General features: G+C 59.5%; 20 protein-coding genes and 1 pseudogene. 13 read left to right on the forward strand and 8 right to left on the reverse strand.

Going from position 1 to position 23,969, the window contains the following annotated elements; all coding sequences use genetic code 11:
• A pseudogene (locus tag DEM26_RS20745) lies at nucleotides 1-224 on the reverse strand (cytochrome c oxidase subunit 3 family protein); the annotation flags it as partial.
• Between the two features lie 250 nt (nucleotides 225-474).
• On the opposite strand from DEM26_RS20745, the gene hemN reads away from it, so the two are divergent.
• The gene (gene hemN, locus DEM26_RS18415; RefSeq protein ID WP_109173083.1) at nucleotides 475-1,830 is read left to right on the forward strand and encodes an oxygen-independent coproporphyrinogen III oxidase; all 1,356 of its coding nucleotides are present in this window, start codon (nucleotides 475-477) and stop codon (nucleotides 1,828-1,830) included.
• A 160-nt stretch (nucleotides 1,831-1,990) separates the two neighbouring features.
• Here hemN and copM read toward each other — a convergent pair whose 3' ends face one another.
• Genes copM through DEM26_RS18430 form a run of 3 tightly spaced genes read right to left on the reverse strand, consistent with a single transcriptional unit; the run spans nucleotide 1,991 to nucleotide 4,215 of the window.
• Entirely contained in the window at nucleotides 1,991-3,457 is a 1,467-nt protein-coding gene (copM, locus tag DEM26_RS18420) for a CopM family metallochaperone (protein WP_233243203.1), read from the reverse strand.
• A gap of 26 nt (nucleotides 3,458-3,483) precedes the next feature.
• Nucleotides 3,484-3,783, reverse strand: a complete 300-nt coding sequence (locus tag DEM26_RS18425) for a DUF6522 family protein (protein WP_088727447.1) — start codon at nucleotides 3,781-3,783, stop codon at nucleotides 3,484-3,486.
• Nucleotides 3,784-3,795: 12 nt separating this feature from the next.
• Nucleotides 3,796-4,215: an Rrf2 family transcriptional regulator gene (locus DEM26_RS18430; RefSeq protein ID WP_088727448.1), complete on the reverse strand. Its 420-nt coding sequence runs from the start codon at nucleotides 4,213-4,215 to the stop codon at nucleotides 3,796-3,798.
• Nucleotides 4,216-4,622: 407 nt separating this feature from the next.
• Between DEM26_RS18430 and DEM26_RS18435 the strand changes: the two genes are divergently transcribed.
• The 9 genes from DEM26_RS18435 to DEM26_RS18480 all read left to right on the forward strand — a co-directional run bounded on the left by DEM26_RS18435 (nucleotide 4,623) and on the right by DEM26_RS18480 (nucleotide 14,793).
• Nucleotides 4,623-5,906, forward strand: a complete 1,284-nt coding sequence (locus DEM26_RS18435) for a flavin-containing monooxygenase (RefSeq protein WP_109173126.1) — start codon at nucleotides 4,623-4,625, stop codon at nucleotides 5,904-5,906.
• Between the two features lie 18 nt (nucleotides 5,907-5,924).
• Nucleotides 5,925-6,338, forward strand: a complete 414-nt coding sequence (locus tag DEM26_RS18440) for a RidA family protein (protein WP_088726056.1) — start codon at nucleotides 5,925-5,927, stop codon at nucleotides 6,336-6,338.
• A 29-nt stretch (nucleotides 6,339-6,367) separates the two neighbouring features.
• Complete coding sequence (locus DEM26_RS18445) at nucleotides 6,368-7,045, forward strand: DUF1028 domain-containing protein (RefSeq protein WP_038145400.1); 678 nt, start codon at nucleotides 6,368-6,370, stop codon at nucleotides 7,043-7,045.
• Nucleotides 7,045-7,980 carry a LysR family transcriptional regulator gene (locus DEM26_RS18450; RefSeq protein WP_109173084.1) on the forward strand — a complete coding sequence of 312 codons (936 nt, stop codon included), beginning with the start codon at nucleotides 7,045-7,047 and terminating at the stop codon, nucleotides 7,978-7,980. The genes DEM26_RS18445 and DEM26_RS18450 overlap by 1 nt, the downstream gene beginning before the upstream one ends.
• Nucleotides 7,981-7,983: 3 nt before the next feature.
• Nucleotides 7,984-9,081, forward strand: coding sequence for an acetylornithine deacetylase (gene argE / locus DEM26_RS18455; RefSeq protein WP_109173085.1), 1,098 nt, complete (start codon nucleotides 7,984-7,986; stop codon nucleotides 9,079-9,081).
• Between the two features lie 202 nt (nucleotides 9,082-9,283).
• Nucleotides 9,284-10,435 (forward strand): aromatic ring-hydroxylating oxygenase subunit alpha, encoded by a 1,152-nt coding sequence (locus DEM26_RS18460; RefSeq protein WP_369907871.1) that lies wholly within the window; start codon nucleotides 9,284-9,286, stop codon nucleotides 10,433-10,435.
• A 449-nt stretch (nucleotides 10,436-10,884) separates the two neighbouring features.
• Nucleotides 10,885-11,631: a sulfite exporter TauE/SafE family protein gene (locus tag DEM26_RS18465; RefSeq protein ID WP_109173086.1), complete on the forward strand. Its 747-nt coding sequence runs from the start codon at nucleotides 10,885-10,887 to the stop codon at nucleotides 11,629-11,631.
• A gap of 142 nt (nucleotides 11,632-11,773) precedes the next feature.
• On the forward strand, nucleotides 11,774-12,460 hold the full coding sequence (locus DEM26_RS18470; protein WP_109173087.1) for a FadR/GntR family transcriptional regulator: 687 nt from the start codon (nucleotides 11,774-11,776) through the stop codon (nucleotides 12,458-12,460).
• A 920-nt stretch (nucleotides 12,461-13,380) separates the two neighbouring features.
• Nucleotides 13,381-14,793 carry a sensor histidine kinase gene (locus tag DEM26_RS18480; RefSeq protein ID WP_088736229.1) on the forward strand — a complete coding sequence of 471 codons (1,413 nt, stop codon included), beginning with the start codon at nucleotides 13,381-13,383 and terminating at the stop codon, nucleotides 14,791-14,793.
• A gap of 419 nt (nucleotides 14,794-15,212) precedes the next feature.
• Here DEM26_RS18480 and DEM26_RS18485 read toward each other — a convergent pair whose 3' ends face one another.
• Entirely contained in the window at nucleotides 15,213-16,415 is a 1,203-nt protein-coding gene (locus DEM26_RS18485; RefSeq protein WP_109173088.1) for a Fic family protein, read from the reverse strand.
• Nucleotides 16,416-17,016: 601 nt separating this feature from the next.
• On the opposite strand from DEM26_RS18485, the gene DEM26_RS18490 reads away from it, so the two are divergent.
• Complete coding sequence (locus DEM26_RS18490; protein ID WP_109173089.1) at nucleotides 17,017-17,427, forward strand: hypothetical protein; 411 nt, start codon at nucleotides 17,017-17,019, stop codon at nucleotides 17,425-17,427.
• Nucleotides 17,428-17,600: 173 nt separating this feature from the next.
• On the opposite strand, the gene DEM26_RS18495 is transcribed toward DEM26_RS18490, so the two are convergent.
• The 3 genes from DEM26_RS18495 to DEM26_RS18505 all read right to left on the reverse strand — a co-directional run bounded on the left by DEM26_RS18495 (nucleotide 17,601) and on the right by DEM26_RS18505 (nucleotide 20,772).
• Nucleotides 17,601-18,764 (reverse strand): mandelate racemase/muconate lactonizing enzyme family protein, encoded by a 1,164-nt coding sequence (locus tag DEM26_RS18495; RefSeq protein WP_109173090.1) that lies wholly within the window; start codon nucleotides 18,762-18,764, stop codon nucleotides 17,601-17,603.
• 121 nt (nucleotides 18,765-18,885) lie between these two features.
• On the reverse strand, nucleotides 18,886-19,788 hold the full coding sequence (locus tag DEM26_RS18500; protein WP_109173091.1) for a LysR family transcriptional regulator: 903 nt from the start codon (nucleotides 19,786-19,788) through the stop codon (nucleotides 18,886-18,888).
• 45 nt (nucleotides 19,789-19,833) lie between these two features.
• The gene (locus tag DEM26_RS18505; RefSeq protein WP_109173092.1) at nucleotides 19,834-20,772 is read right to left on the reverse strand and encodes a LysR family transcriptional regulator; all 939 of its coding nucleotides are present in this window, start codon (nucleotides 20,770-20,772) and stop codon (nucleotides 19,834-19,836) included.
• Nucleotides 20,773-20,991: 219 nt separating this feature from the next.
• Here DEM26_RS18505 and DEM26_RS18510 point away from each other — a divergent pair, with 219 nt between their 5' ends.
• Together DEM26_RS18510 and DEM26_RS18515 are read left to right on the forward strand one after the other, a co-directional pair.
• Nucleotides 20,992-21,948, forward strand: a complete 957-nt coding sequence (locus DEM26_RS18510; protein WP_369907872.1) for a tripartite tricarboxylate transporter substrate binding protein — start codon at nucleotides 20,992-20,994, stop codon at nucleotides 21,946-21,948.
• Between the two features lie 12 nt (nucleotides 21,949-21,960).
• On the forward strand, nucleotides 21,961-23,964 hold the full coding sequence (locus DEM26_RS18515) for a tripartite tricarboxylate transporter permease (RefSeq protein WP_109173094.1): 2,004 nt from the start codon (nucleotides 21,961-21,963) through the stop codon (nucleotides 23,962-23,964).
• The last annotated feature ends 5 nt before the right edge of the window (nucleotides 23,965-23,969 follow it).

Raw genomic sequence — 23,969 nt, forward strand, 5'->3', positions numbered from 1 at the left:
AGGGCGGCGAAAAAGCCGCTCGTCAGCAAGATAATCGTGTTGGTCGCAGCGGCAGTCCGGTTCAGCGCATTCTGCGCCTCGGCAAAGCCCGTCGGATCAGTGATCCGAACGGACAAGAAAACGATCAACCCCGCCCCGAAAACCAGCAATTCGCTGATAATGAGAACCCACATCAAAAGATCACCGGGCAACTCGTCCAATGCAGTTTGGGTTTGATCCGTCATACAGCAAGACCTTTGCAAGAGCCTTCGGCCCGTCACGACTCAATTGGCTTCAACCTTCGTCGCCATGATCTCTCCCTGCACCATTTGAATGCGCATTGTAAATACCAATTACCGCACACAAGATGACTCAATGCCCTTCTGTCACTTTCACGGTGGAACGAGGGGACCTGTGCGGCCACCGGCTGCGTCTTCGCAAATTTAGTTTGAGCCACAGCAAAGAAGCCCGCTTCTGTCTGTCTGATAAGAGGGCATGGAACACACAGAAACACTTCGGGCCCTTGGCCTCTTCGATGCGCGCGTGCCGCGTTACACGTCCTACCCGACTGCGGCGGCCTTTACGCCCGACACAGGCGCGTTCTTTCAACGCCATGCGCTTGAACGGTTGGACCCGGGCGAGCCTGTGTCGGTCTACATGCACATCCCGTTTTGCGAGCGGCTATGCTGGTTCTGCGCCTGTCACACACAAGGCACGAAAACCCTTGGCCCCGTGGAAAGCTATATCGAGGCGCTCGAGGCAGAGCTCGAAATGGTGCGAGCCATCATACCGGACGGCCTGAAAATGGGCCGCCTTCACTGGGGTGGCGGAACGCCTACCATCCTGCCGCCGGAATTGATACATCGTCTCTCGGAATCGATACGCCGTGTGTTTCCACCAGCTCAGGAATTTGAGTTCTCGGTGGAGATTGACCCGACCATGGTCGATCGCGCGAAGATCGAAGCTCTCGCCTCCGAAGGCATGAACCGCGCGTCGATCGGCATTCAGGATTTCGATCCCGAAGTCCAAAAAGCCATCGGTCGCCTGCAACCGTTCGAAACTACACGCGCGTGCGTCGAAGACTTGCGTGCAGCCGGCATCTCCTCTCTCAACACCGATCTGGTCTATGGCCTCCCGCACCAGAGCCTCGCACGCATCGAAGATACGATCGAAAAGGTTCTCACCTTTACGCCGGACCGCGTTGCGCTCTTTGGTTACGCGCATGTGCCTTGGGTTTCAAAACGGCAAAAGCTGATCGACGAAGACGCGCTGCCGGACGATCTGGCGCGCTACCACCTCGCCACGCGCGCCGGAGAACTGTTTGTCGCGGCTGGCCTCACTGCTATCGGCATCGACCATTTCGCGCGCCCCGGCGACACTCTGACGGCGGCGCTCGAAGCCGGACGGCTGCGTCGCAATTTCCAAGGATACACGACCGACACATGCAGCACTCTCATAGGGCTCGGGGCATCGTCGATTTCGCGCTTTTCGGAAGGTTATGTCCAGAATGCGCCCGCGACCGCGGCTTATCAGCAGCGGATTGCAACCGGTGTTTTTCCGGGCGCTCGTGGCTACCAGTTAAGCCCCGAAGACCAGTTGCGCGCTCGGGCGATCGAGGAGTTGATGTGTAGGTTCGCAGTGGATCTTGACGATTTGAGCCAGGAGTTCGGCACCGATGCCCAGAAGCTGCTACCGTGCCTGACGGAAATGGCCACGCGCTTCGCGCCATTCGCAAGGCTTACGGGAAAGCGCATCGCCATTGCACCGGAAGGTCGCCCGTTAACACGGATGATCGCTTCGGTTCTCGATCAGCACGTGCCCGAGGGTGTGCGCTATTCGCGCGCGTCCTGAAAGTTTGGCGCGCCATCGGAAAATGTCCGCTCTGCTTCAGTGGCACATCTACATGGTGCGGCTGGTGGAGAAACGTGCCTACAAGGCGCAACGCTAGCCGGCTCGTTTTCAGGAAAAAGCAGCCGGGGCGACATCTGGCGACCACTCCGGCTGCGTTGGATCACTCGTCGGGCGTCTCGTTTTGTTGCTTGCGCAACCAAGCCCGCATCGCGGAGATTTCTTGCTGCTGGTCGGCAATGATGTGACGGGCGAGCTCGCGGATTTCTGGATCGGTTCCGCTTGCCAGTTCGATCTTAGCCATATCAAGCGCGCCTTGGTGGTGGGGGAGCATACCCAACACGAAGGCCGCGTCTGGGTCGTCATGCTGAATGCCCGCCATCATGTCCTGGCGCATACTCTTCATCGAGACCTCGTAGGCGGCGGTTACTGAAGCTGCTTTGATCGGCTTCGAAATATCGATCTTTGGATCTTTTCCGCGATCGCGTAGCGTGACTTCAGCCTGTGGTCCGTGAGGATGCTCGGCCGAATACGAATGTGTTGCCATCTGTCCCTCTCCGGCTCGGATTTGCGCCATCGTCTGGACGTCGGTGCCGTAGAAAGCCGCATGCAGACCCCAGTAGGCGGTCGCAAAGATCACCAGTGCAGATGCAAGACCGATCGGGACCCCGAGGAGGGCGCGCCTGATCCAAGACCAGAAGTGCAGCTCACGCGTATGATCGACCGCAATCACGACGATGATGGCCATGATCAGTGCATGCCCGATGAGGTCGATCCGTCCGAAGGGATAGACTGCAGAGTTGAAGATCACGAAGAGCGCTATCGCTGAAAGTCGCCGCACGAGTGGGGTCGCAAGCAGACCGAAGCCCATTGTGAACTCGGCGACCCCAGCCATCGGAATGAACATGTCGCGCGGAATGCCAAAGGTGAGAAAAGGCTTTTCCTGCACGAGCGGATAGAACCATTCAGGATATGCAAACTTCTCGAGGCTCGACCACATCAGCGCGATGGCAACACCCCAGCGGAGGACTTCGAAGCGATGCTTGCGCCATTCAGGACGATCCGCCGCCTCGAGGACCAGGTAAGTCGCCACGGCGACGCCGAGCGCGAGGTAGTCGAGCAGGTGGAAGGGATCGTAGTCGCGTAGAGCGAGCACCCAGAGGAAGATGATACCCGCCGCCGAAAGGGGCTGCGTGCGACGCGAAACGATGCCAAGGGCGATCAGGAGCTGGACCCAGCTTACCCATTCCGCAGGAGTCTGGAGATCAGGCGTGAGGTAAACGCCTCCCACCGCGAAGATAGCAACAAAAAAACCTGCGACGACAATTCGAACGAAATTGTCTAGCTCCAGCCAGAGGGGATTAGAAAGGCTATCCATTGCATCGAGCGCAGCCACTCCGACGGTCGTGCGCTCCACCAGTCGCGTCGCGATGAAAAAGACCAGCACCAACACGATCCCGGACCAGAACCAAGTATCCGTCAGCGTCCGCGTGATAGGGGCCGGAGCTGCGCCGACGATATAGGGTGCGAACCACTTTACGTGGGCTGAGGCCGCAACTGGTGTAAGCGCGCTAAAGATCGCAAGGGAAGCGCCATGGCTCAGCTTGCGGGGGAGAGAGGGTAGCATCATCGTCCCTTTCCGGTGGGGATTGATGGTCAGGTTTTCGAACGGGTCGTCGCAAGGTCGCGCGGAGCCGCAACGGGTGCGTGTGAGGGAAAGGTGCCGCGTGACAGGATCGTGCCGTTCTCATCGACAACGAGGCGTAGCGCGCGACCGCCAAAGTAGAAGGTCAGCCGCCACCGCCCGGCATCGTCGTCGACACCGGCCTCGCATCTGCTTGTGACTTCGCCGTCGCGGAGTTTCGCGAGAACATCGGATGGTGAAAGGCCGAAAGCGCGTCCAACGAGTTCTGCATCGACCGTGAAACCCTCGGTGGTGAAAGACACGTTACGCATCACTATTTCCTTTCAGACCGTAGCCGGAAGAGTGGCCGGCAAGGCGATGTCTGCCAGCGTCGAACGATCGAGTTCCGCCAAAAACGCGGCCTCTGCGGCGTGGAGTCTACCCTTCAGGCCACAGACAGGGGTAATGCAGCACGCGCCGTCAGGAGAGAAACATTCGACAATGGCCTGGTCCTGCTCGAGAAGTCGCACGAGGTCTCCAAGAACGATCTCGTGAGCGGGCTGGCCGAGCATTGCGCCGCCACCGCTCCCGCGCCGCGTGGTCACGAAGCCGTGCCGGGCCAGGCGCTGAATGACTTTATTCAGGTGGTGGCGAGAGATACCGAACTCATCGGCGATCTCGGCCGTCGAGAAGGCGCGCTCCGGCGCGCTGGCCATCCGCATCAGCGCTCGGAGGCCAAAATCTGTGAAACTGGTCAGGCGCATATGGTGCCTCCAAAGAAACAAGTATTAAAAATGCTTGTTATAGGTTCAGGCGCGATCGCACAATGATCTTCGTGTCAAGTCAGTAACGTCCCGGACGCCACCCGCCTTTCCGCAACAGGCCGGACGGGGAGACCTAAAGCACCGAGGCAACTCGGCTTGAAGGAACTGGGCCGGCGCTCAGATTTTCCGGGCTGACCACAGGATACTCGTTTTGTGCTGAAAGGATAAGGCTCGCACAGAGCGATGCTCCCTTCGCGGTGAATGGTAGGCTAACTTAGGATCTCCCTAATCAATGCTATCGAAAATCGTTATTTTAGTTAACCTGCCCCGGTTATACCGAGAAGGCACGGGACGAGGGCCCTCGTGCCACTTTCGGGCAACGAAACAAACCGTTGGGGACTGCGCTGATGAAGATTGAAGACACCAATACGCTCGTCATTGGTGCGGGGCAGGCCGGGATCGCCATGAGTGAGCACCTGACGCGCCGGCGGATCGCACATATCGTCCTCGAGCGAGCGCGCATCGCCGAGTCCTGGCGCACGCGCCGTTGGGACTCGCTCGTCGCGAACGGACCGGCCTGGCATGATCGCTTTCCGAATATGGAATTCGAGGGCCACTCTCCTGACGCATTCGTCGGAAAAGAGGATGTGGCCGCTTATTTCGAGGCCTATGCTGAACGCTTTGCGGGTCAGATACGGAGCGGCGTCGAGGTGACGGCGCTCGCGCCGCTGGACGGGCGCCCGGGGTATCGCGCGGACACGTCGGAAGGAGCGATCGAGGCGCAAACCGTCGTCGTTGCGACCGGTGCCTTCCAGACACCAGTGATCCCTCCGATTGTCCCAGAAGCCGATTGGCTTAACCAGATACATTCCAGCGATTACCGAAATCCGGATGCGCTGCCGAAGGGGGCGGTGCTCGTTGTTGGAGCAGGATCTTCCGGAGCGCAGATCGCGGATGAGTTGATGCGGGCAGGGCGACGCGTCTTCCTTTCGGTGGGACCGCATGACCGGCCGCCGCGCAGCTATCGTGGCCGCGACTTCGTCTGGTGGCTGGGCGTGCTCGGGAAGTGGGACCGGCAGGCGAGCGCTCCGGGCGCCGAGCATGTCACCATCGCGGTCAGCGGAGCAAACGGGGGGCAAACGGTCGATTTCCGCAGGCTTGCCCAAAAAGGTATTACCCTTCTCGGACGCACCGAGACTTGTGCCAATGGCGTGCTTTCCTTCGCCGCGGACCTCGAACGCAACATCCGCCGTGGAGACGAGAACTACCTCGCGCTTCTCGACGAGGCAGACGCCTATGTGACGCGCAACGGACTCGACCTGCCTCCCGAGCCATCGGCCCGGGCGCTTGCCGCGATGCCGGACTGCGTGACCGATCCGCTGCAGACGCTCGACATTCGCGCGGCTGGCATTTCCACTATCATTTGGGCGACCGGTTTCGCTAACGATTACGGCTGGATGGCGGTCGATGCCTTTGACGAGGCTGGCCGGCCCGCGCATCAGCGCGGCGTGTCGCGCGCACCGGGGGTGTATTTTCTCGGCCTGCCATGGCTTTCGGGGCGCGGATCCAGCTTCATCTGGGGCGTCTGGCAGGATGCGAAATACCTCGCAGATCACATCGAGATCCAGGCCAGCTACCGTGCTTATCGTCCCGATCCCGCAGCGGCCCGCGCCGCTTCCCGCCCCGCTTGATCCGAACAGGGAAACATCATGGCTCATACCCGAATTCGCGCCTTCAACACGAAGGACACTTACCCCGAACAGAACCTCGACAATGATCTCGCGCAGGCCGTCGTGGCGCGTGGGCAGATGATCTTCCTACGAGGGCAGTGTCCGCAAGACCTCGACACCGCGAAGAATATCGATAGCCACGACCCGGTCGAGCAGACCCACAAGGTCATGCAGAACATCCGCCAGCTCATCGAAGAGGCAGGAGGCGAGATGGCGCATCTGACCAAACTTGTCGTCTACCTTACCGACGTGCGCCACCGCGAGGCCGTCTACCGGACAATGGGCGAATACATCCGCGGTGTGCATCCTGTTTGCACTGGTCTCGTAGTGGTCGCTCTTGCGCGACCCGAATGGCTGGTGGAGATTGACGCAACAGCCGTAATCCCCGACTGACCCGATTTCTGCAGCGAAACGGAGCACGCATGACCTTTTCTATAGTAGCCAGATGTGCGCAAAGCGGCCAGCTCGGCGTTGCAATATCCTCGTCTTCACCGGCGGTCGCAGCGCGCTGCGCGCGGGCGCGGGCCGACGTCGGCGCGGTCTCGTCGCAAAACGTGACCAATCCCGAGCTGGGGAAAATCATGCTGGACCGGATGGCAGCGGGCGAGGGCGCAGCGGATGCCGTGGCCGCGGCACGCGACGGCGACGATCATCCCGATTATCGCCAGCTTCTCGCAATTGACGCGCGCGGCGCGACATCGGTTCATTCGGGTCCGAAGGCCCTCGGGATATGGGCCTCCGCCGAGGGCCGCGACTGCGCCGCAGGCGGCAACATGCTGGCGGAGAATGGTATCCCGGCGAAGATGGTGGCGGCCTTCGAAGCGGCGGACGGTCCTTTCGGGGATCGCCTGATCGCGGCGATGAAGGCGGGTCTCAAAGCCGGCGGCGAAGCCGGGCCAGTGCATTCCGCGGGGCTGTTGATCGTGGACCGGCAAAGCTGGCCCTATGCCGATCTGCGGGTCGACTGGCTCGACGAGGGCTGTCCGATCACCGCGTTGTCCGATCTTTGGGCGCGCTACCGTCCGCAGGCCGACGATTACGTGACCCGCGCGTTGAACCCAGGCGCAGCACCGTCCTATGGCGTTCCGGGCGACGACTGATGCCGTTGCGGATCACGCTCCGCCAGCTCGAATACTTTATCGCTGTCTGCGATTGTGGTTCCATTACGCTCGCGGCCCAGAAGCTGAACGTCTCTTCGCCCACGATTTCCGCTGCCATTGGCCAGCTCGAGGCAGAGGTCGGCTTGACGCTCTTCAATCGGCGTCATGCCCATGGCCTGACCGTATCGCAAGTGGGGCGTCGGTTCCTAGAGGGGGCGCGGGAGGCCGTCGCACGGGCGGAGGCGCTCGGCGATCTGGCGAGCGACTTGGCCGGCACAGTGCGAGGCGACCTGCATGTAGGCTGTCTGATCACCTTCGCGCAGATCGTGCTACCGAAACTGCGCCGCAGTTTCATCGACACCTATCCCGAGGTCGTCTTCCACCAGTTCGAACGCGATCAATCTGAGATTTTTGAGCAGCTGCGGGATGCCAGGTTGGATGTGGCGATAACCTACGATCTCGACATTCCCCCCGATCTCGATTTCCAGCCATTGATCGACCTGCCGCCCGTTGCCCATTTCGCGCAGGATCATCCTCTGGCCGGGTTGCGCGAGGTGGCACCCTCGGAGCTTGTCGACCTGCCGATGATCCTACTCGATCTACCGGTGAGCACCGACTATTTCCTGTCGCTCTTCGGTGCCACGGGACAGCGCCCGCGCGTAGTGGAGCGGACGCGTGATATCGCGGTGATGCGCTCACTGGTGGCGAATAACTTCGGTTATTCCATCGCCAATATCCGGCCGATCACGGACCAAGCTCCTGACGGTGGCACGCTGCGTTTCGTGCCGATCTCGGGCGGACCTCGGTTGCTCAAGATGGGCATTCTGACGAGCCGGGGAGCGGAAACCTCCCGCACGGTCGCCGCTTTCGTCGAGCATGTCCGTGAAAATTTGAGCGATGCGAGCGAATTCAGTTTCGCGGCTGCAATGAGGTAAACCATGGAACTCTCCACCAAAGACATCCTCGCAGCGCTCGTCGGTTTTCCAACGGTCACGGACGGGCCCAACGGCGCATTAGTCGATTGGGTCGAAGACTTCCTGCAGTTGCACGGTTTCGCGACATGGCGGCTCGTGTCCGCCGATAGCCTGAAGGCGGGTCTACTTGCAAAGCGCGGGGAAGGAGACGGCGGCCTGCTCTGCTCTGCACACTCCGATGTCGTGCCGGTCGCTGGGCAAGCGTGGTCGCGAGATGCCTTTGGCCTCTTCGAGCGCGATGGCCGATATTTTGGGCGCGGCACGACCGATATGAAAGGCTTTCTTGCCTGCGTTCTAGCCGTCGTACAATCACTTAAGGTCGAAGCCCAGAGCATGCCTCTGAGCCTCGCGCTCAGCTGGGATGAGGAGATCGGTTGCCGCGGCATAGCCGAGATGATCGATACGGTAATCCCTACGCTGGGACGGCCAGACCTCTGTCTTGTTGGAGAGCCGACTTCGCTGAAGATCGTGGCCGGACACAAGGGCAAGGCAAGCTACCGGGCTGTCGCGACTGGCGAGGCTGGGCACTCGGCGATGGCGCCGCAGTTTCGGAACGCGCTGCACCCGGCTGCCGACCTCGTGCAGGCGATCCGGGAGCGGCAGTCCACACTCGTGAAGGAGGGCGCGCGGGACGAGCGTTATGACCCTCCCTTCTCGACAATCCATGCCGGGGTCTTGCGTGGCGGCACCGCGTTGAACATCGTTCCGGACCGCGCTGAGCTTCTGTTTGAGATCCGCCACCTCACTGCCGAGACGCCCGAGGCGATCATGGCGGGTCTCGATGTGCCCCGCAATGTGACGATCACGCAGACAGGGAGCTACCCGGGCCTTTGCAGCAACGCAGAGCACCCGGCAATCCGCGCTTTTGCGTCTAGCCTTGCGCAGCCGGACGCCGGCACCGTCGCATTCGGCACGGAAGCGGGATTTTTCGCAAAACTCGGCCTTGCCACGATCGTCTGGGGGCCAGGCGACATGGGCGACGGTCACCAACCCGACGAATCGATTGCGATCTCCGAACTCGAGAGCTGCATACGAATTTTGCGCGCTTATCTTTCCTGTTGAAGGTGGTTCTGCAGGCCTCTTGCGGGACGGGGAGGCGGTGCGGCGCGCGTGGAATCCGCTCGTCGCGCAGTTTGACCTCCGGTTGCTCGTTTAGTCCTAGCCTAAGCCAGACTAATAGAAAAATTTCTTTCAACGAAGCAGGGGCGGCGGCATTCAGGAGAGGTCCGGAATGAACATCTCCGGGCCAGATATGGAGCCTGCGATGAACGAGAACACTCCCGTCACCATCCCTCGGATCGATCCTGTCGCCGAACTCGCCGCCAATGTGGCGGTCCCGTTCGAGCACGCCTTTGCTATGCCGAGCTCCGTCTACACCTCAAAGGAGTTTCTCGCCGTCGAAGAGGAGCGGATCTTCGCGAAGAGCTGGGTCTGCGTCGGTCGCGCTGACTCGCTCGACGGACCGGGCGCCTACTTGACGACCGAGGTTGCCGGCGAGCCGATCATCGTGCTGCGCGACGCCAAGGGCGCACTGCGAGCGATGTCGAACGTCTGCCGCCACCGAATGTCGACGCTGCTGGATGGGCGTGGCTCTGTGCGAGTCATCACCTGTCCTTACCACGCCTGGACTTATTCGCTCGACGGATCGCTCCGCGGCGCTCCGGCAATGGAGATGAACGGCTCTTTCTGCAAGGACAGTTCGGGCTTGCCCTCGGTCCGCTGCGTCGATTGGAAGGGCTGGATCATGCTGACCCTCGATCCTGATCTGGCGGAGCCCTCGGAGATCTATTCCGAGGTGGACGATCTTGTCGGCTACCTTGACATGGCGAGCTATCGCGAGACGTTCCGCGAGGAGCATCGCTGGAACACCAACTGGAAGATTCTCGCCGAGAACTTCATGGAGAGCTACCACCTGCCGGTCTGCCACGCGGGTACGATCGGTGGCGCGAGCAGGCTCAAGGACATGGTCTGCCCTGAAGGTTTCGAGAATTTCAACTTTCACCACATCCTCAAAGCCGATTCCGTGCCGCTGGCACTGGCGCATCCGTCCAACACCGTCCTGGAAGGTGACGACCGCCGCCGCACGTGGCTGCTGGCGATTTACCCGTCGCTGATGATCACGCTCACCCCGGGCTATTTCTGGTATCTTTCTCTGCGTTCTGACGGGCCCGATCACGTGAAGATTCTATATGGCGGTGGCCTCTCGCCCGATTTCCTCGCAGATCCGGACGCGGAGGCCCATCTCGCCGCTCTCAAGACACTGCTCGACGAGGTGAACGCGGAAGACAAGGGCTGCACCGAAAAAGTCTGGAAAGGTATGCAAAGCCGCTTTGCCAAGCCCGGGCCCCTCTCGCATCTCGAACGGCCGAACTACGAATTCGCCCAGTGGCTTTCGCGAATGGTATCGACCGGCTGACGTGGACAGTGCCGGCTCCCGTGAAGAACGTCCGGCACTAATTCATAGACTCCGGTGTGCAGGTCGCCCTTGTAATCGTAGATGGGATCCTGATTACAGCCGGGGTTCGTGACCCTCGAAATTCTTCTGTATGGTCAAGGCGTCCTTCGGCGTTCCCGGAGCGTTCTCGCGGAAATACGGCTCGGGCACAGTTGAGATGGTGTCGTCGCCCGAGACCGAGTTCGAAAGCATTTCGACCGGCACATCTACGTCTATTGATTTTATCAAGCAAGAATGAGGTCTTAACCTTTCTCGCGCACAGCGCAGCGGGAGTATCGTAGGCAAGAAGGCGTGTTCGTGAGCGAGGTTCACGACGCTCTGAACAGACGCCGAGCTGCGAGACGGGTTAGCGAAGCAGACCAATTCCCACGAGGTGTATGTAGTAGGTCCATCACTTCAAGGATCGTTTCATGCTCTCCATCGTTTTACTTGTCTTAGCAGGCCTCATGGCCGGAATGGTTAATGCGATCGCGGGTGGCGGCACGCTTCTCAGCTTTCCAGCTTTGGTCTGGCTAGGCGTCCCGCCCGTGATGGCAAATGCCACTGCGACGCTGACAGCGCTGCCGGGATACATTGGAAGTACCTGGGCGTACCGGAACGACATTCGTGCCGAGGAAAGTCTTGGCCTCGCAGGCGTGGTAGGAACTGCGGCTCTTGGCGGACTTACAGGGGCCGGTCTGTTGCTGATTACCTCCGGAGAAGCTTTTGTCGGCATCGTGCCGTGGCTCATCTTCGCCGCGACATTGCTCTTCGCTGCAGGGCCTCGTCTCGTGGCGATGGTGCAGGCCCGCGGCGTGAAGGTAGGACCGGTGCTTTCGGCTGTCGCGATCTTTCTCGTTTCCGGCTATGGCGGCTACTTCAACGGCGGGGTAGGAATTATGCTTCTCGCGATGTTCAGTCTCATCGGCTTTCGCAATCTCCACGGCATGAACGGTCTAAAGAATCTTCTGTCCGCCGTTCTCTCGCTGGTTTCCGTCACAGCTTACGCGAGCGCTGGCCTGATCGCTTGGGACTCCGCTGCCGTGTTGGCCGTCTCGACCACATTGGGCGGCTATATTGGGGCGCATCAGGCGCGCAGAATCCGGCATACCGAGTATCTTCGTGGGCTGATTGTAGCGATCGGTGCGGTGTTGACGCTGGTCTTTTTCGTCATCTGACCGGCACGCCCGTCAGGGCGGGCGCGGACCGTCGTTTCACCGGCAATTCGGCGTCCGCCCGAGATCCGGAAAACGCTGGCCGCCCGGACTTGCTTTCCGTGGTGTTCGGTCCGAACATCAATGCGATCAAGGGAAGGGCGGTATGCGAACTGATAAAGAAGCGGCACGGGGACGGCTATGGCGCATAATAGAGGAAACCGCGCCCGCACCAGGAGACCGGCTTCCGCCTGAGCGGCTGTTAAAGGACCTTGTCGGATGCAGCCGCGAAACGTTGCGCGCTGCACTCCGCGCGTTCGAGGCGGAAGGTGAGGTCTGGCGGCATGTCGGACAGGGGACATTTCGGGGCCGGGCGCCGTTGTGGCGACCGGTAAAGGATACCCTTCTGCTGGAAGCGACTACGCCTGCGGATCTGATGGACGCGCGCAGACTGCTCGAACCGCAGGTCGCGGCGGCAGCGGCGATGCGACGGGAGACAGAGGACACTACTCATCTTCGCCGGTGTGTTGCTGAAGGGAAAGCGGCGCGCAACCGCGCCGAATGCGAACGGGCAGATGATGCCTTCCACCAGACTGTTGCCCGGGTGGCGTGCAACCCGGTTCTGATTGCGCTCCTACGACATTTTTCAGGCACACGTTGCCGCGCAGTCTGGCAAAGGGAATGGGATCGAACCTACCGACGCGTCGGAGTCGAAGAGTTCACCCTTGTTCATTGTGGTCACCACGAAGAGGTGGTTGCGGCGATCGCGGACAGGGATCCCCGTGCGGCGCATCGTGCCATGGCCCATCATCTCGAAGTTGTCAGTAGCGCGATGCGAGAGGCCGATCCGTAGAGACCCAGCCGATTGAGCTGCGCTCTAACGTTAGGCATGCCGAGAACCGCCCCACCGAAGGAAGCTACATGCTGCATCTTTTCGTCTGTATCAATTATTGACCATTGCGCCAGACAGCACGTTCCGTAAGCTACCCTCGATCTGATTTCTGTTCTCGCGGGGCGTCGAAGACGATCGTCTCGCCCGGAACCACGAGATTAAAATCGATGAAGATCGCGCTTCCAAAAGCTCACGTCGGTTTTGTCGGTGTCGGCGTACTCGTTATGAACTTCGGAGCCTTGCGTGCGAACGTCTCCGATTCCTTCCGCTACTTTGACTTATGCCACCCCTTAGGATAACCCAGCCCGGAGGTGCCCCCCCGACGCAGGAAAAAGTTGACCGGGCAAGGCTCCGGAAATCCCAACGATCGAAGGGCGCGATGGCGTCTCGCCCCGATCCAGTTTTTGTCCTGAACGCCCGGACCTGTCGCTGGCGGTGTCCGGCGGCCTCCCGAGGAAGGACGCTAAATGCTTCACATTCCGGATGTGCGCCTTCTGCGTCGTCTCGCACAACCCGCGGGTGTTCTTGTCCTCGATCATCCGCTGGCGCAGCGGGGTGGTGTTCTTCTCCTCCGTGGAAATCTCCTGTCTGAAGGGGGGAAGACCCCCATCATCAGCCCGGAAAGCTCGGCCACATAGAAAAACGCGGAAATGACGGGCAACACCAGCCACGAGCGCCATCGCCGCGGAGCGGCTTAGTCCTTACGCCCTTTGTTTCCCGGGGCTGCAGGCGCAAATGGTTCACTGGAAATATTCGTTATGTCCGCCAAAATGTGGCCAGACTATCCCAACGCAACGCGGCAAGGGCCGCCTTCTTCTTGTGTCGTCCCGTAGCTCCCTTATACATACAAAACTCGCCAAGCTTTAGTCCTAGAGGTTTGCATGCCGTGGAAGGAATTCGAAAAGCACGCCGAGGCCAATTCACAGCAGATTTATCGCACGGTGATCGAGGGTGCTCCGGCAATGCTTTGGCTTGGCGATGCAGAGGGCAAATGCGTTTTCCTGAACAAGATGCAGCGCGAGTTCTGGGGCGTCGCCCTGGAGGACATTCCCGATTTCGACTGGACGAGTTCACTGCATCCCGATGAGGCCGCCCAATTGGCTGAGCCGTTTCGTGCGGCCATGGAGAACCAAACCGAGATGCAGGTTGAGGCCCGATACCGCCGGTCCGATGGCGTGTACCGGATACTCAGAACCGTCGCGCAGCCCCGCTTCTCCGACGGCGGCGAGTTCCTCGGCATGGTTGGTGTGAATACCGATGTTACCGACCAGAGGGAGAGCGAGGAACAACTGAGGCGGGCGATGGAGTCGCTCTCCCTCGCCACGAATGCTTCCCAGCTGGGATGGGGGACGTGGGACACGGGTGCCGACATCGCCGAGTGGGACGCGCGGGGCCGCGAGATCTTGGGGCTGTCACCTCACGAGACAACTGTCGAGTCGTGGCGGCAGCGCATCCACCCGGAGGACGGAGATGCGGTGCGCAGCGAACTTGAAACCTGTGTCGAGAGCGACCGCACCTTTGACGTCGTCTATCGTGTTCTTCACCCGGACGGGAAGGTGATCCGCGTGCACGGCACTGGCATCTTGCATAAGACACCAGAGGGCTTGAGAGGCACCGGCCTGGTTCGCGATGTGACCGAGCAGGCGAGGGAAGAAGAGTTCCAGAAACTTGCCATCCGAGAACTCAACCACCGGATCAAGAACTTGCTTGCCCTCGTTAATTCGCTGGTATCGCAAACCAACGCTACCGGGGACGCGGCCGACTACAAGGCCACCCTCCAAGGACGGCTACGAGCACTGGCGGCGACAGTTGGGATCTCCGCTTACGGCCCGTCGAGTAGTGCCGACTTGGAAGAGCTCGTCGAGGCGGTGTTGGGTCCTTATTCCCTCGACAGACCGGATAGTATCCGGATTTCAGGCCCCGCGGCCCGCTTGCCAGAGCGTTATGCACGGATCGTCGGCTTGGCGTTGCACGAGTTGGCCACGAACGCGGTAAAGTACGGAGCGCTCTCGTCTGCGGAAGGCCACGTCGACCTTAGCTGGACCCATGCGAACGAGAACGGCTCTGACCGTATCCGGATAGTCTGGTCGGAGACGGGCGGCCCGATCGTGGAGGCCCCGTCGAGAAAAGGTTTCGGTTCACGTCTGTTGCAGGACCTCGTTGCGATGGAGGCCGACGCCCAGTCGGAGCTGAGATTTATCTCGACGGGCGTCCGGTACAGCCTCGATCTCCCAATAGAAAGTCCGCCTTCCGCGCCGGCGCGCGAGCAGATTGCAGAGCAGAAAGAAGCGTAAATATCCAGAGATGTTCCCGCGACTACGAAGTTATTTGCCCGGACAAGCTCCCGCCGCGCCGGAAGCTACATGGACGGCGAAACAAAGGCGCGGACCGACACCCACGGACGCACGTTCGGAGACTTATTCTGGCTCGAAGTTTTGGGCCGGGTGCCGACCGGGGAGCCATCGCGCAGACACCGGATTTCGCAGGCGCGACGGGATCGCTTGTGGCGACGCATGGCGTCGAGAGTGATAGTTGTCTGGGAATATGCGCAGGAGCCAGAGAACGTCTTCTCAGTCCATCACAGCAGTATCGGGGCACGTCGCGGCGGACATCGGTCTTCCTCTGTGAGTATCGCGGTGCTGCGAGGGTAAAGTGTTCTCTCATAGGGTGTTAGAACGTAAAGGTCTCCAGTGCTCCGACGTCGCCCCCATCCTCAGCTTGGCAAACCGAAATCAGCAAAAAGGTTCGGGAAAAGTCGTTCCCGATAGTCCAGCGGAAACGCCAGTCTTACCGGCGTCTTTGGCGACGCGGACGTCAGATACCCGGCATCGGTCAGTTTACTGAGCGTATTGCGCGCCGTGCGTTCGGAAGTCTTGAGAACAATCTGCGCCTCGCCACGCTCAAGCTTGCCATAGCGGAGGACGGCCGAGATCAGATCTGGGGCGCGCTTGTCGTCAATGGTGTCTTCGACAAGGCGTCGGTAGCGATTTTCCAGGCCGCCAAGGTCGAACAGCTTTGCGCAAAACGTGATCTGATCAAGCGTAACTTTCAGAAACCATTCGCTGAACGCCTTCAATGCTGCTTCAGACAGGTTGCCGCGTCCGTCGCGGTCTCCGCGTCTTGGACTGTCTGCAAGGTCCATCATGCGCTTGTATTCACCGCGATCAGTCAGTCCGCGAGCAAGTCCGCGGGAAACTGACCAAAGGCCTTGGCCGCCAATGCCGGCTGTCAGAGCCATGGCATGGGACATCAATCGGCTGACGCGCCCGTTTCCGTCTGGGAATGGATGGATGTAATTCAGTCGATGATGCGCCGACGCAATCGCGATGATCCGCCCGCTTGAGGACTGCGCAGCGATCTGGAAGCGCTTGTCAAAGTGTTCCATGAAAGCGGCAACGCGCGGCGAAGAAGGAGGCAGGTGACGCCCGACTGCTACTTCCTTGTCGCCGTCCTGACGCATGCGCCCGGGAATGATCGGTTCGAGTGTTCCGTCTGGGTGCTCTATGACTCGAAACTCATCAGGCATTTCGCCGTAGAAAGCCTTGTGCACCCAAGTGAGAAACTCAATGGACGTGGGGCGGGGCAGGGTGCCCTTTTGATGCATCTCGTCGATTGCCCTTTGAACGATGACATGCGCGCGCGCTTCCAGCGCAAGCGGTCGGGTCTCCTCCTCGAGTTCCGCGCCAGCGAGCGCGCGCTCGATATCTCTTGCGCGTGTGTTGTGGCCTTCAATCAGGTTCGAGTAGTAGCAGTTCATCACGCGAACGAGGTCCGCGAGCTCAGCCGCGCTATCCGGATGTAACCCTTGTCCGAGGTGGGCCGCTTCCCTCTGAATGTCGACCGAAAGATCGGCAAGTTCTGCGGGGATGTGTTCCTCGAAGAAGCAAGGTTCGATTCTGCTAGGAGTTTCCAACATTTTTGCCGATCTTCTCTTTCTGCTAAGACATATATAACATTTGGCATATTGGCGAGAAAGTCCAAGGGTTTGCCGATATTGATTGCCGATCTTGGAGGTTCATCCTGGCGCGTTGCTGCCTCAGCGGTCGGATGGCTGGTTCTCTGGCGCGTCGAAGAGTGCCTAATATTTGAGCACAGTAGAGCCTTGCGAAGCAACATTGGGCGTCACGGAGCCTCTCCACAGTCTCGTCCCCAGATTTTGGGGATAACTGCGGTGGCGGGCGGGCGGCTGGAAACTTTGCGACGGTTCCCTGTCGATAGCTGCTACGAGGGCAGTCGCATGTTTCGGGCCGACGCCCGGGAGTGAATACCGCGATTTCCGACAGCGGCAGCCTTGATCGATTAGGCGCGTCCAGTGAAACCAGTCGCTCGAGCACGGTGCAGGGCCTGAAGTGGGAGTTCAAGGCCGGTTGCGACAACTCCACTACGTCGGCTTCATCTCTGAACGTCTCAGCGAGGTTATGGTATCCTGGGGGTGTCCGGAGGTGACGTGGCGTCAGAAGCGTTTCCGCCACGCAAGCCGAGCTCCATCTCCAGTATATCTGAAAGCGGAGAAAAAAATGACACTCGACACCAGACAATTCTTCATGGCCCCGAACGAGGTCCGAAATCCATTATCGATTTCGAACGATGGCGCTCGCATTGCGACGACGAATTATTGGCAACTGCCGTTCGCTGAGCAAGGCATGTGTTATCTGAGCGGCAACGCCGGGAGCTGGCGCCTGCTGTTGCCGGGCATTAACGCCGAGGCAGTTTCGGAGTTCCGCTCTGTCAAACGCGCACTGATCGAGCGATCTATCTGTATCCCCGGCCACTTTGACATTGTGGCATTGGACGGAAGTCCAAACCCATACTGCGTCAGCATCAGCAAGGCGATGATTGACCGATCCGTTACCAAGAGAAGCTGTCGCCTATTGATCTATACCGAAGATGGGCTGATCAATAATGTGCCCGTTAAGGTTCGCGTTTGAGAGGCTGAGGGCTATTCATGCCGAATGTTTTCGTCTCGACTATCGTCCTCCCCGCGAAGGATATGGGAGATGCCTTCTCCATAAAAGAGTGGGTTGGCGGCTGCATGCCCAGCCTGCCACCCGTCTTTCAAGCGAATTGATCATCGTGGACGTCCGGCGGGATCGAGAACGATTTACTCCACGAGGTCGCGCATCACTGCGATCAAGTCGGATTTGCCTTCGAACCCGATGCCCGGAAGCTCTGGCATGATGATGTGGCCGTCTTCGACCTTCACGCCGTCGGGGAACCCGCCATAGGGCTGGAATAAGTCTGGGTAGCTCTCATTGCCGCCAAGGCTGAGCCCGGCCGCGATGTTTAGCGACATCTGGTGCCCGCCATGGGGAATGCAGCGCGATGGCGACCAGCCGAGCTGGTCCAGCATATCGAGCGTGCGCAGATATTCCACCAGACCGTAAGACAAGGCGCAGTCGAATTGCAGCCAGTCACGGTCGGGGCGCATCCCGCCATAGCGGATCAGGTTGCGCGCGTCTTGATGCGAGAACAGGTTCTCTCCTGTCGCCATGGCGCCGGGGTAAAACTCGGCCATCGCAGCTTGCAGCTGGTAGTCCAGCGGGTCTCCGATTTCCTCATACCAAATGAGAGGATACTGCCGCAGCATCTTGGCATAGGCGATCGCGGTTTCCAGATCGAAACGGCCATTGGCATCGACGGCAAGCTGCGCCTCCTCCCCGATTTCCGCTAACACGGCTTCAATCCGGCGCTGGTCCTCGTCGATCGAAGCGCCACCAATCTTCATCTTCACGACGGTGTAACCGCGCTCCAGGTAGCCGCGCATTTCGTTGCGCAGAGCGGAATTGTCTTTGCCGGGATAGTAGTAGCCACCCGCGGCATAGACAAAAACACGCGGATTAGCCTCGACGCCCTTGCGTTCGGCCAGCATACGGAAGAGCGGCTTTTCTTCGATCTTCGAGATCGCGTCCCATACGGCCATATCGATGGTCCCAACGGCAACCGAGCGCTCTCCGTGACCGCCGGGTTTTTCGTTCTGCATCATCGCAGCCCAGATTTTGTGAGCATCGAAGTTGTCGCCCGCGTCATTCAATAGCGACGCGGGATCAGCTTCGAGGATGCGGTCGCGGAATCGTTCTCGGATCAATCCTCCCTGACCGTAGCGCCCGTTCGAGTTGAAGCCGTAGCCGACCACTCGGCGACCGTCCTTCACCACATCGGTCACCACAGCCACCAAGCTGGCGGTCATCTTGCTGAAATCGATATATGCATTTCTGATAGGCGAGGAAATCGGCTTGGTGACCTCACAAATGTCCACGATGCGCATTTCCGTGCTCCTTTCCCGTGCGGGTGAGTGGTCCGAAGACTTTACCCAGACATGAATAGGGGAGCCGCAGGAGGCAGTTCCAATGCCGATTGGCGCTGAATTCATGCGCGTTTTGCATGGATTATAAAGTATCCTGACTGACCACCTTCAGCCAGAATGCCTCGCAATGGGCCGACAGCCGGGAGCGCGGGCGGTAGATGACCAATTGCACGGGAACATCGAGCGAGGGGTCACCAGCACGGACCAGAGTGCCGCGTGTTATCTCCTGATCGGCGAGGGAGAGGGGGAGGAAGGCGACGCCTTGGCCTTCTTTCGCCATCTCGAGATTGGTCGACGCAAGCACAGAATTCATTTTGGTTTCTAAGCCGCGACGCCCGTCCCCGATGCCATGCACCTCGAGGATGGCATTTAGGCCAGATGCGCCGGAATAAGCTATGAACGGAATTTGCGAAGCTGCGCTCCCGAGCCGCCACAGGGGGCGACCGCTTTCGTCGGGGGCGCAAAGCGGCACAAGTCGATCGCTGCCGATTGGATGACACCGGAACTGTTTTTCCGGTAGATCTTCAGCACTGTTGGGTTTCTTATGGCAGATGAAGAAGCTCACCTCGCCATTCTGTAAAAGTCGCACGCCTTGGCGATGCGTATCGGAGACCATGTTGAGGGCGCCGATCTGGGAGGGCCCGCCGATCTGCATCAGCCATTTCGGAACGAAGGTGTAGGACAGGGCGTGGGTAGCAGCGAGGTTCAGGGTCCGTTGCGCGAGCCCCGCGGCCTCTAGCGCCTCGAGCCGGGCCTCCGAGAGCATCCTGACGATAGCCTCCGCGCGCGGCTGGAACGCTCTTCCGGCCGCAGTCAGTGTGACCTGCCGCGTCGTGCGCTGGATGAGTGGCGTCTGAATCGCGGCCTCAAGTTGTTTGATGCGGCGACTGAACGCGGGCTGGGTCAAGTTGCGGTTCTCGGCGGCGCGGGAAAAATTCAATTCGCGCACCAGTTCCAGAAAGTCATCGAACAGCGTCGTATCCATTCTCGCGCCTCCATGCTTAATACATGCATATTCGGCATGAGAAAGTTACGCAATTTTACTCAGCTCCGACGCTTCGACCTGGAAGGGGGCTTGCGAGTCGGCGATGCGGATGCGCTCTGCCAACAAGTCGACGAAAGCGCGCACTTTGGCGGTTAGGTGGTGGCGCTCGGGATAGATGGCAGCGATGTTCGCGGTTTGGAAGTACTCAGGCAGAACGACCCGAAGGCGACCTTTGCGCACGAGTTCGGCGATGTCCCATTCCGAACGCAGCATGATCCCGTGACCGTTCAGCATCCATTCGCGTGCTATGTCTCCATCATTGGTGCTCAGCCCGCCGCTCACACGTGCTGAGGGGTTCTTGCCGCCCCGTTCGTCGAAACGCCAGATGTCGTAGATGTCGTGTTCCTGGCGTAGCACGATGCAGCTATGTCGGCGCAGTTCTTCCAAGTTTTCGGGCATCCCGTGCTTTTCAATGTATGCGGGGGAAGCGCACATGAACCGACGGTTTCTTTGTAACAAACGTTGGACCAGATTGCTGGTCGGTGGCGTTCCGAAACGAATGCTCAGATCAAAGCCCTGCTCGATCAGATTCATTGGCGCGTCGGTGACCACCAACTGCACTTCAACATCCGGGTAGGTGTCACAGAACGCGGATACTGTTGGGGCAATATACTCCCTGCTGAAACCAAACGTTGCGTTGATCCGAAGCAGGCCGCTCGGCTGCTCGCTCCCGGAGCGCAAACTATTTTCGAGCTCTTCGATTTCTCCCAGAAGACGTATTGCCTTGTTTAGATATGCTTCTCCTTCGCCGGTGAGGCTGACCCTACGAGTGGTGCGGTTCATCAGCCTGACTCCAAGCCGATCTTCCAAACGTGCCAGACGGCGGCTTACGGCCGAGGCTGTGATGCCTATTTCACGTGCGGTTTCGACGAAGCTTTCGCGCTGCGCCAAGAGGACGAAGAACCCGAGGTCGCTCTCACTCATTGCTTACCCAGATGCACTAATGATGTTCCTATTATGAAATTAACGAATTTGCAGAATTAGTCTAGCGTTTCCCTGTCCGCCTGTGGGGAGTTGGCGGATCCTGCTTGCGACTTGGAGGACGTGATCAGGTGTAGGGGAAGCGACTGCGGGTCCTAAGCCCGCCGCAAGTTTCCCCAAAATATCAGTTGCGGTTCCCCCGCAGCGCTTCTTGAGGAGGAAATTATGAAAAAGACACTCGCAGTCATTTTTGCCGGGCTACTTGCGGCGACGCCGCTCGCGGCTCAGTCCGTCGACGACTTCCCGAGCAAACCAATGACCTACATCATTCCGTTCAACGCCGGTGGCGAGTCGGACATCTCAGCGCGCTTCCAGCAGGCCGAATGGGAAGCTGTCACCGGCCAGCAGGTCGTGATCCAATATCAGCCCGGTGCGGGCGGTGCTCAAGCCTGGTCGCAGCTGAATTCATTGCCCGGCGACGGCTACACGATCATGGGTATCAACATGCCGCACACGGTTCTGCAGCCGCTTGCAGGGTCTGCGGGTTACAAGACCGAGGATCTGACGCCGGTCAACTATTTCCACTATACACCGAACGCGATCTTCGTGACGAAAGATAGCGAGTTCAAGACTCTGGCCGACCTGGTCGACTATGCAAAAGCAAACCCCGGGTTGGTGACCTTTGCTGGATCGGGTTCGAACTCGGCCAACAATCTCGCGGCGGTGCAGTTCAACGAGCTTGCCGATATCAATACGACTTATGTGCCCTTCTCGGGCACCGGTCCGTCCATTACGGCAATTCTTGGTGGGCAGACTACGGCCGGCTTCAATTATGCAACCTCGGGCGTGAGCCAAGGCGACGCAATGAGGATGCTTGCGGTCGCTTCGGACGAGCGCCTGCCGGCGTTCCCCGATGTGCCCACCTTTAAGGAGCTAGGTTACGACATTGTGGGCGGCGCCTATCGCGGGGTTGCCGTTCCGGCGTCGACGCCTGAGCCCATCCGCCAAAAGATTTCCGACATCGTAACCGAGATCAATCACCGCCCGGATTTCGTCGAGAAGATGGAAAGCGCCGGCTTTGTGCTGACCGATATCGGTTATGACAAGATGGATGACTTCGTGGCTGCGCGGATCAAAGAATATACCGCTGGCGCCAAAGCGCTCGGCATTATCAAGTAACGGCGCGCGAAGATGGACATCATCGGCTATCTCGTGGACGCATTGACACCGCTCAATCTTGTCCTCGCGCTTGCGGGCGTGGTGCTAGGGACGATAATTGGTGCCCTGCCTGGGCTCTCGGCCACCATGGCGGTCGCGGTGCTTGTCCCCTTCACTTTCACAATGGATCCCGCCGCCGGGCTTATTGCCCTCGGCGCGATCTACACGGGCGCGATTTACGGCGGCGCCTTTGCCGCCATCCTCGTGAATACTCCGGGCACGCCCTCTGCAATTGCGACAACTTTCGATGGCTTCCCGATGGCAAAACGAGGCGACGGCGGTCTGGCGATCTCGCTGGCTACTATCTCTTCTGTTGTGGGCGGAATAGTCGGCGCGCTGGCGCTACTCGTGCTTGCGCCTCCTCTCGCCAAGGTCGCGCTGGCATTTGGACCAACCGAATATTTCTGGCTCGCGATGTTTGGCCTCACTCTCATCGCGGCGCTTTCGGTCGGCAATACCGTCAAAGGCCTCATCGGCGCGTGTCTCGGGCTCGTTCTATCGATGATCGGGGTGGCAGTGGTGGGTGGCGACGTCCGCTACACGATGGGAATGCAACGATTTCTGGCAGGTATCGACCTGACCTCGGCGATCATCGGGCTCTATTGCGTGCCCGTGATCTTGGATCTTGTGGCCAATGCTGATCCGCATTTGAAGCCCTCTGAAACGGGCGGGCTTCGCTTTCGCGAAGGCACGCGCATTGCACTAAAGCGTAAGTTCAACGTGATCCGCTCTTCCGTCATCGGCACCGTGATTGGTGTTCTGCCGGGAGCCGGCGGTTCGATTGCTGGGTTGGTGTCCTATTCGGAAGCACGCCGCACGTCGGAGAATCCTGAGAGCTTTGGCAAGGGCAACCCAGACGGGGTGATCGCCACGGAATCCGCAAACAATGCGACTGTCGGGGGTGGCTTTATCCCGACGCTCGTTCTGGGCATTCCTGGCACGCCCCCTGATGCGATCATTCTGGGCGCGCTGCTGGTGCAAGGAATCAAGATTGGGCCGACCCTGTTCACGACGGACGGCAATATCGTCTACACGTTCATCTGGGGCCTTCTGATCGCGACCCTTCTGATGCTGCCAGTCGGTCTACTGATCGGTCGCTATGCATATTCGACCATCGTCAAGGTGCCAAAGGCCGTGCTCGCCCCGACGGTAGCGCTGCTGACCATAATCGGCTCCTTCGCGATCCACTCGAACGTCGATGATGCCCAACTGATGGTCGGTCTTGGAATCCTCTCCTGGATTTTGAACCGATATGGATTCCAGCCCTCTCCCATCGTGCTGGGGCTGGTTCTCGGGTCGATCGCTGAACAAGGCTTCGTTCAGACCTATCTGATCGGCAATGCCTCAGGGCGCATGACGGAAATGTTCTTCATGCGGCCGATCAGCATCGGCATCATCTGTGCGGCGCTATTGACGCTCGGCTTCCCTTTCTGGGCGGACTGGAAGGCAAAGCGTCGTCGGCAACTCGGGCAAATTGCCGAGCCGATTGCCGATGACGGAACCGAAATCACTCCCGAGCATAAGCAACGAGACTTGCCCGAAGTAATGTTCGCGATCCTCTTCATTGCTCTCGGAATTACCATCTATCTTGGCGCGTCCGGCATGTCGGCGCTCGGGTCGGTTTTCCCGAAGACGATCGCGGCCGTGTTGATCGCCTTTTCAGCCTTGCTGATAGTGATGAATTTGCGTCGCCCCGCTGGCGGATCGTTCAAGCTGGCCAATCGGAATACCGGGGCGATGCGTCGGATTTCGCTCGGTGTCGTCCTTCTGGCGTGGGTCTTTCTGATGCCAGTGATCGGCTTTCTCGTCACGAGCATGATTGCCTTTGTCGCGATCATGATCGTCGCGGACTATGACCGCCCCCCCGCGAAAACATGGGCAATCTGGATTCTATCCGGCCTGCTGATTTGCACCGGCTTCTGGTGGCTCATGGCAAATGTCCTGCTGCTCCGCATGCCCGCCGGGCTTTTGATCTAAACTGG

Origin of the sequence: Thioclava sp. NG1, from assembly GCF_003122275.1 — a bacterium.
Classification (GTDB): Bacteria; Pseudomonadota; Alphaproteobacteria; order Rhodobacterales; family Rhodobacteraceae; genus Thioclava; species Thioclava nitratireducens.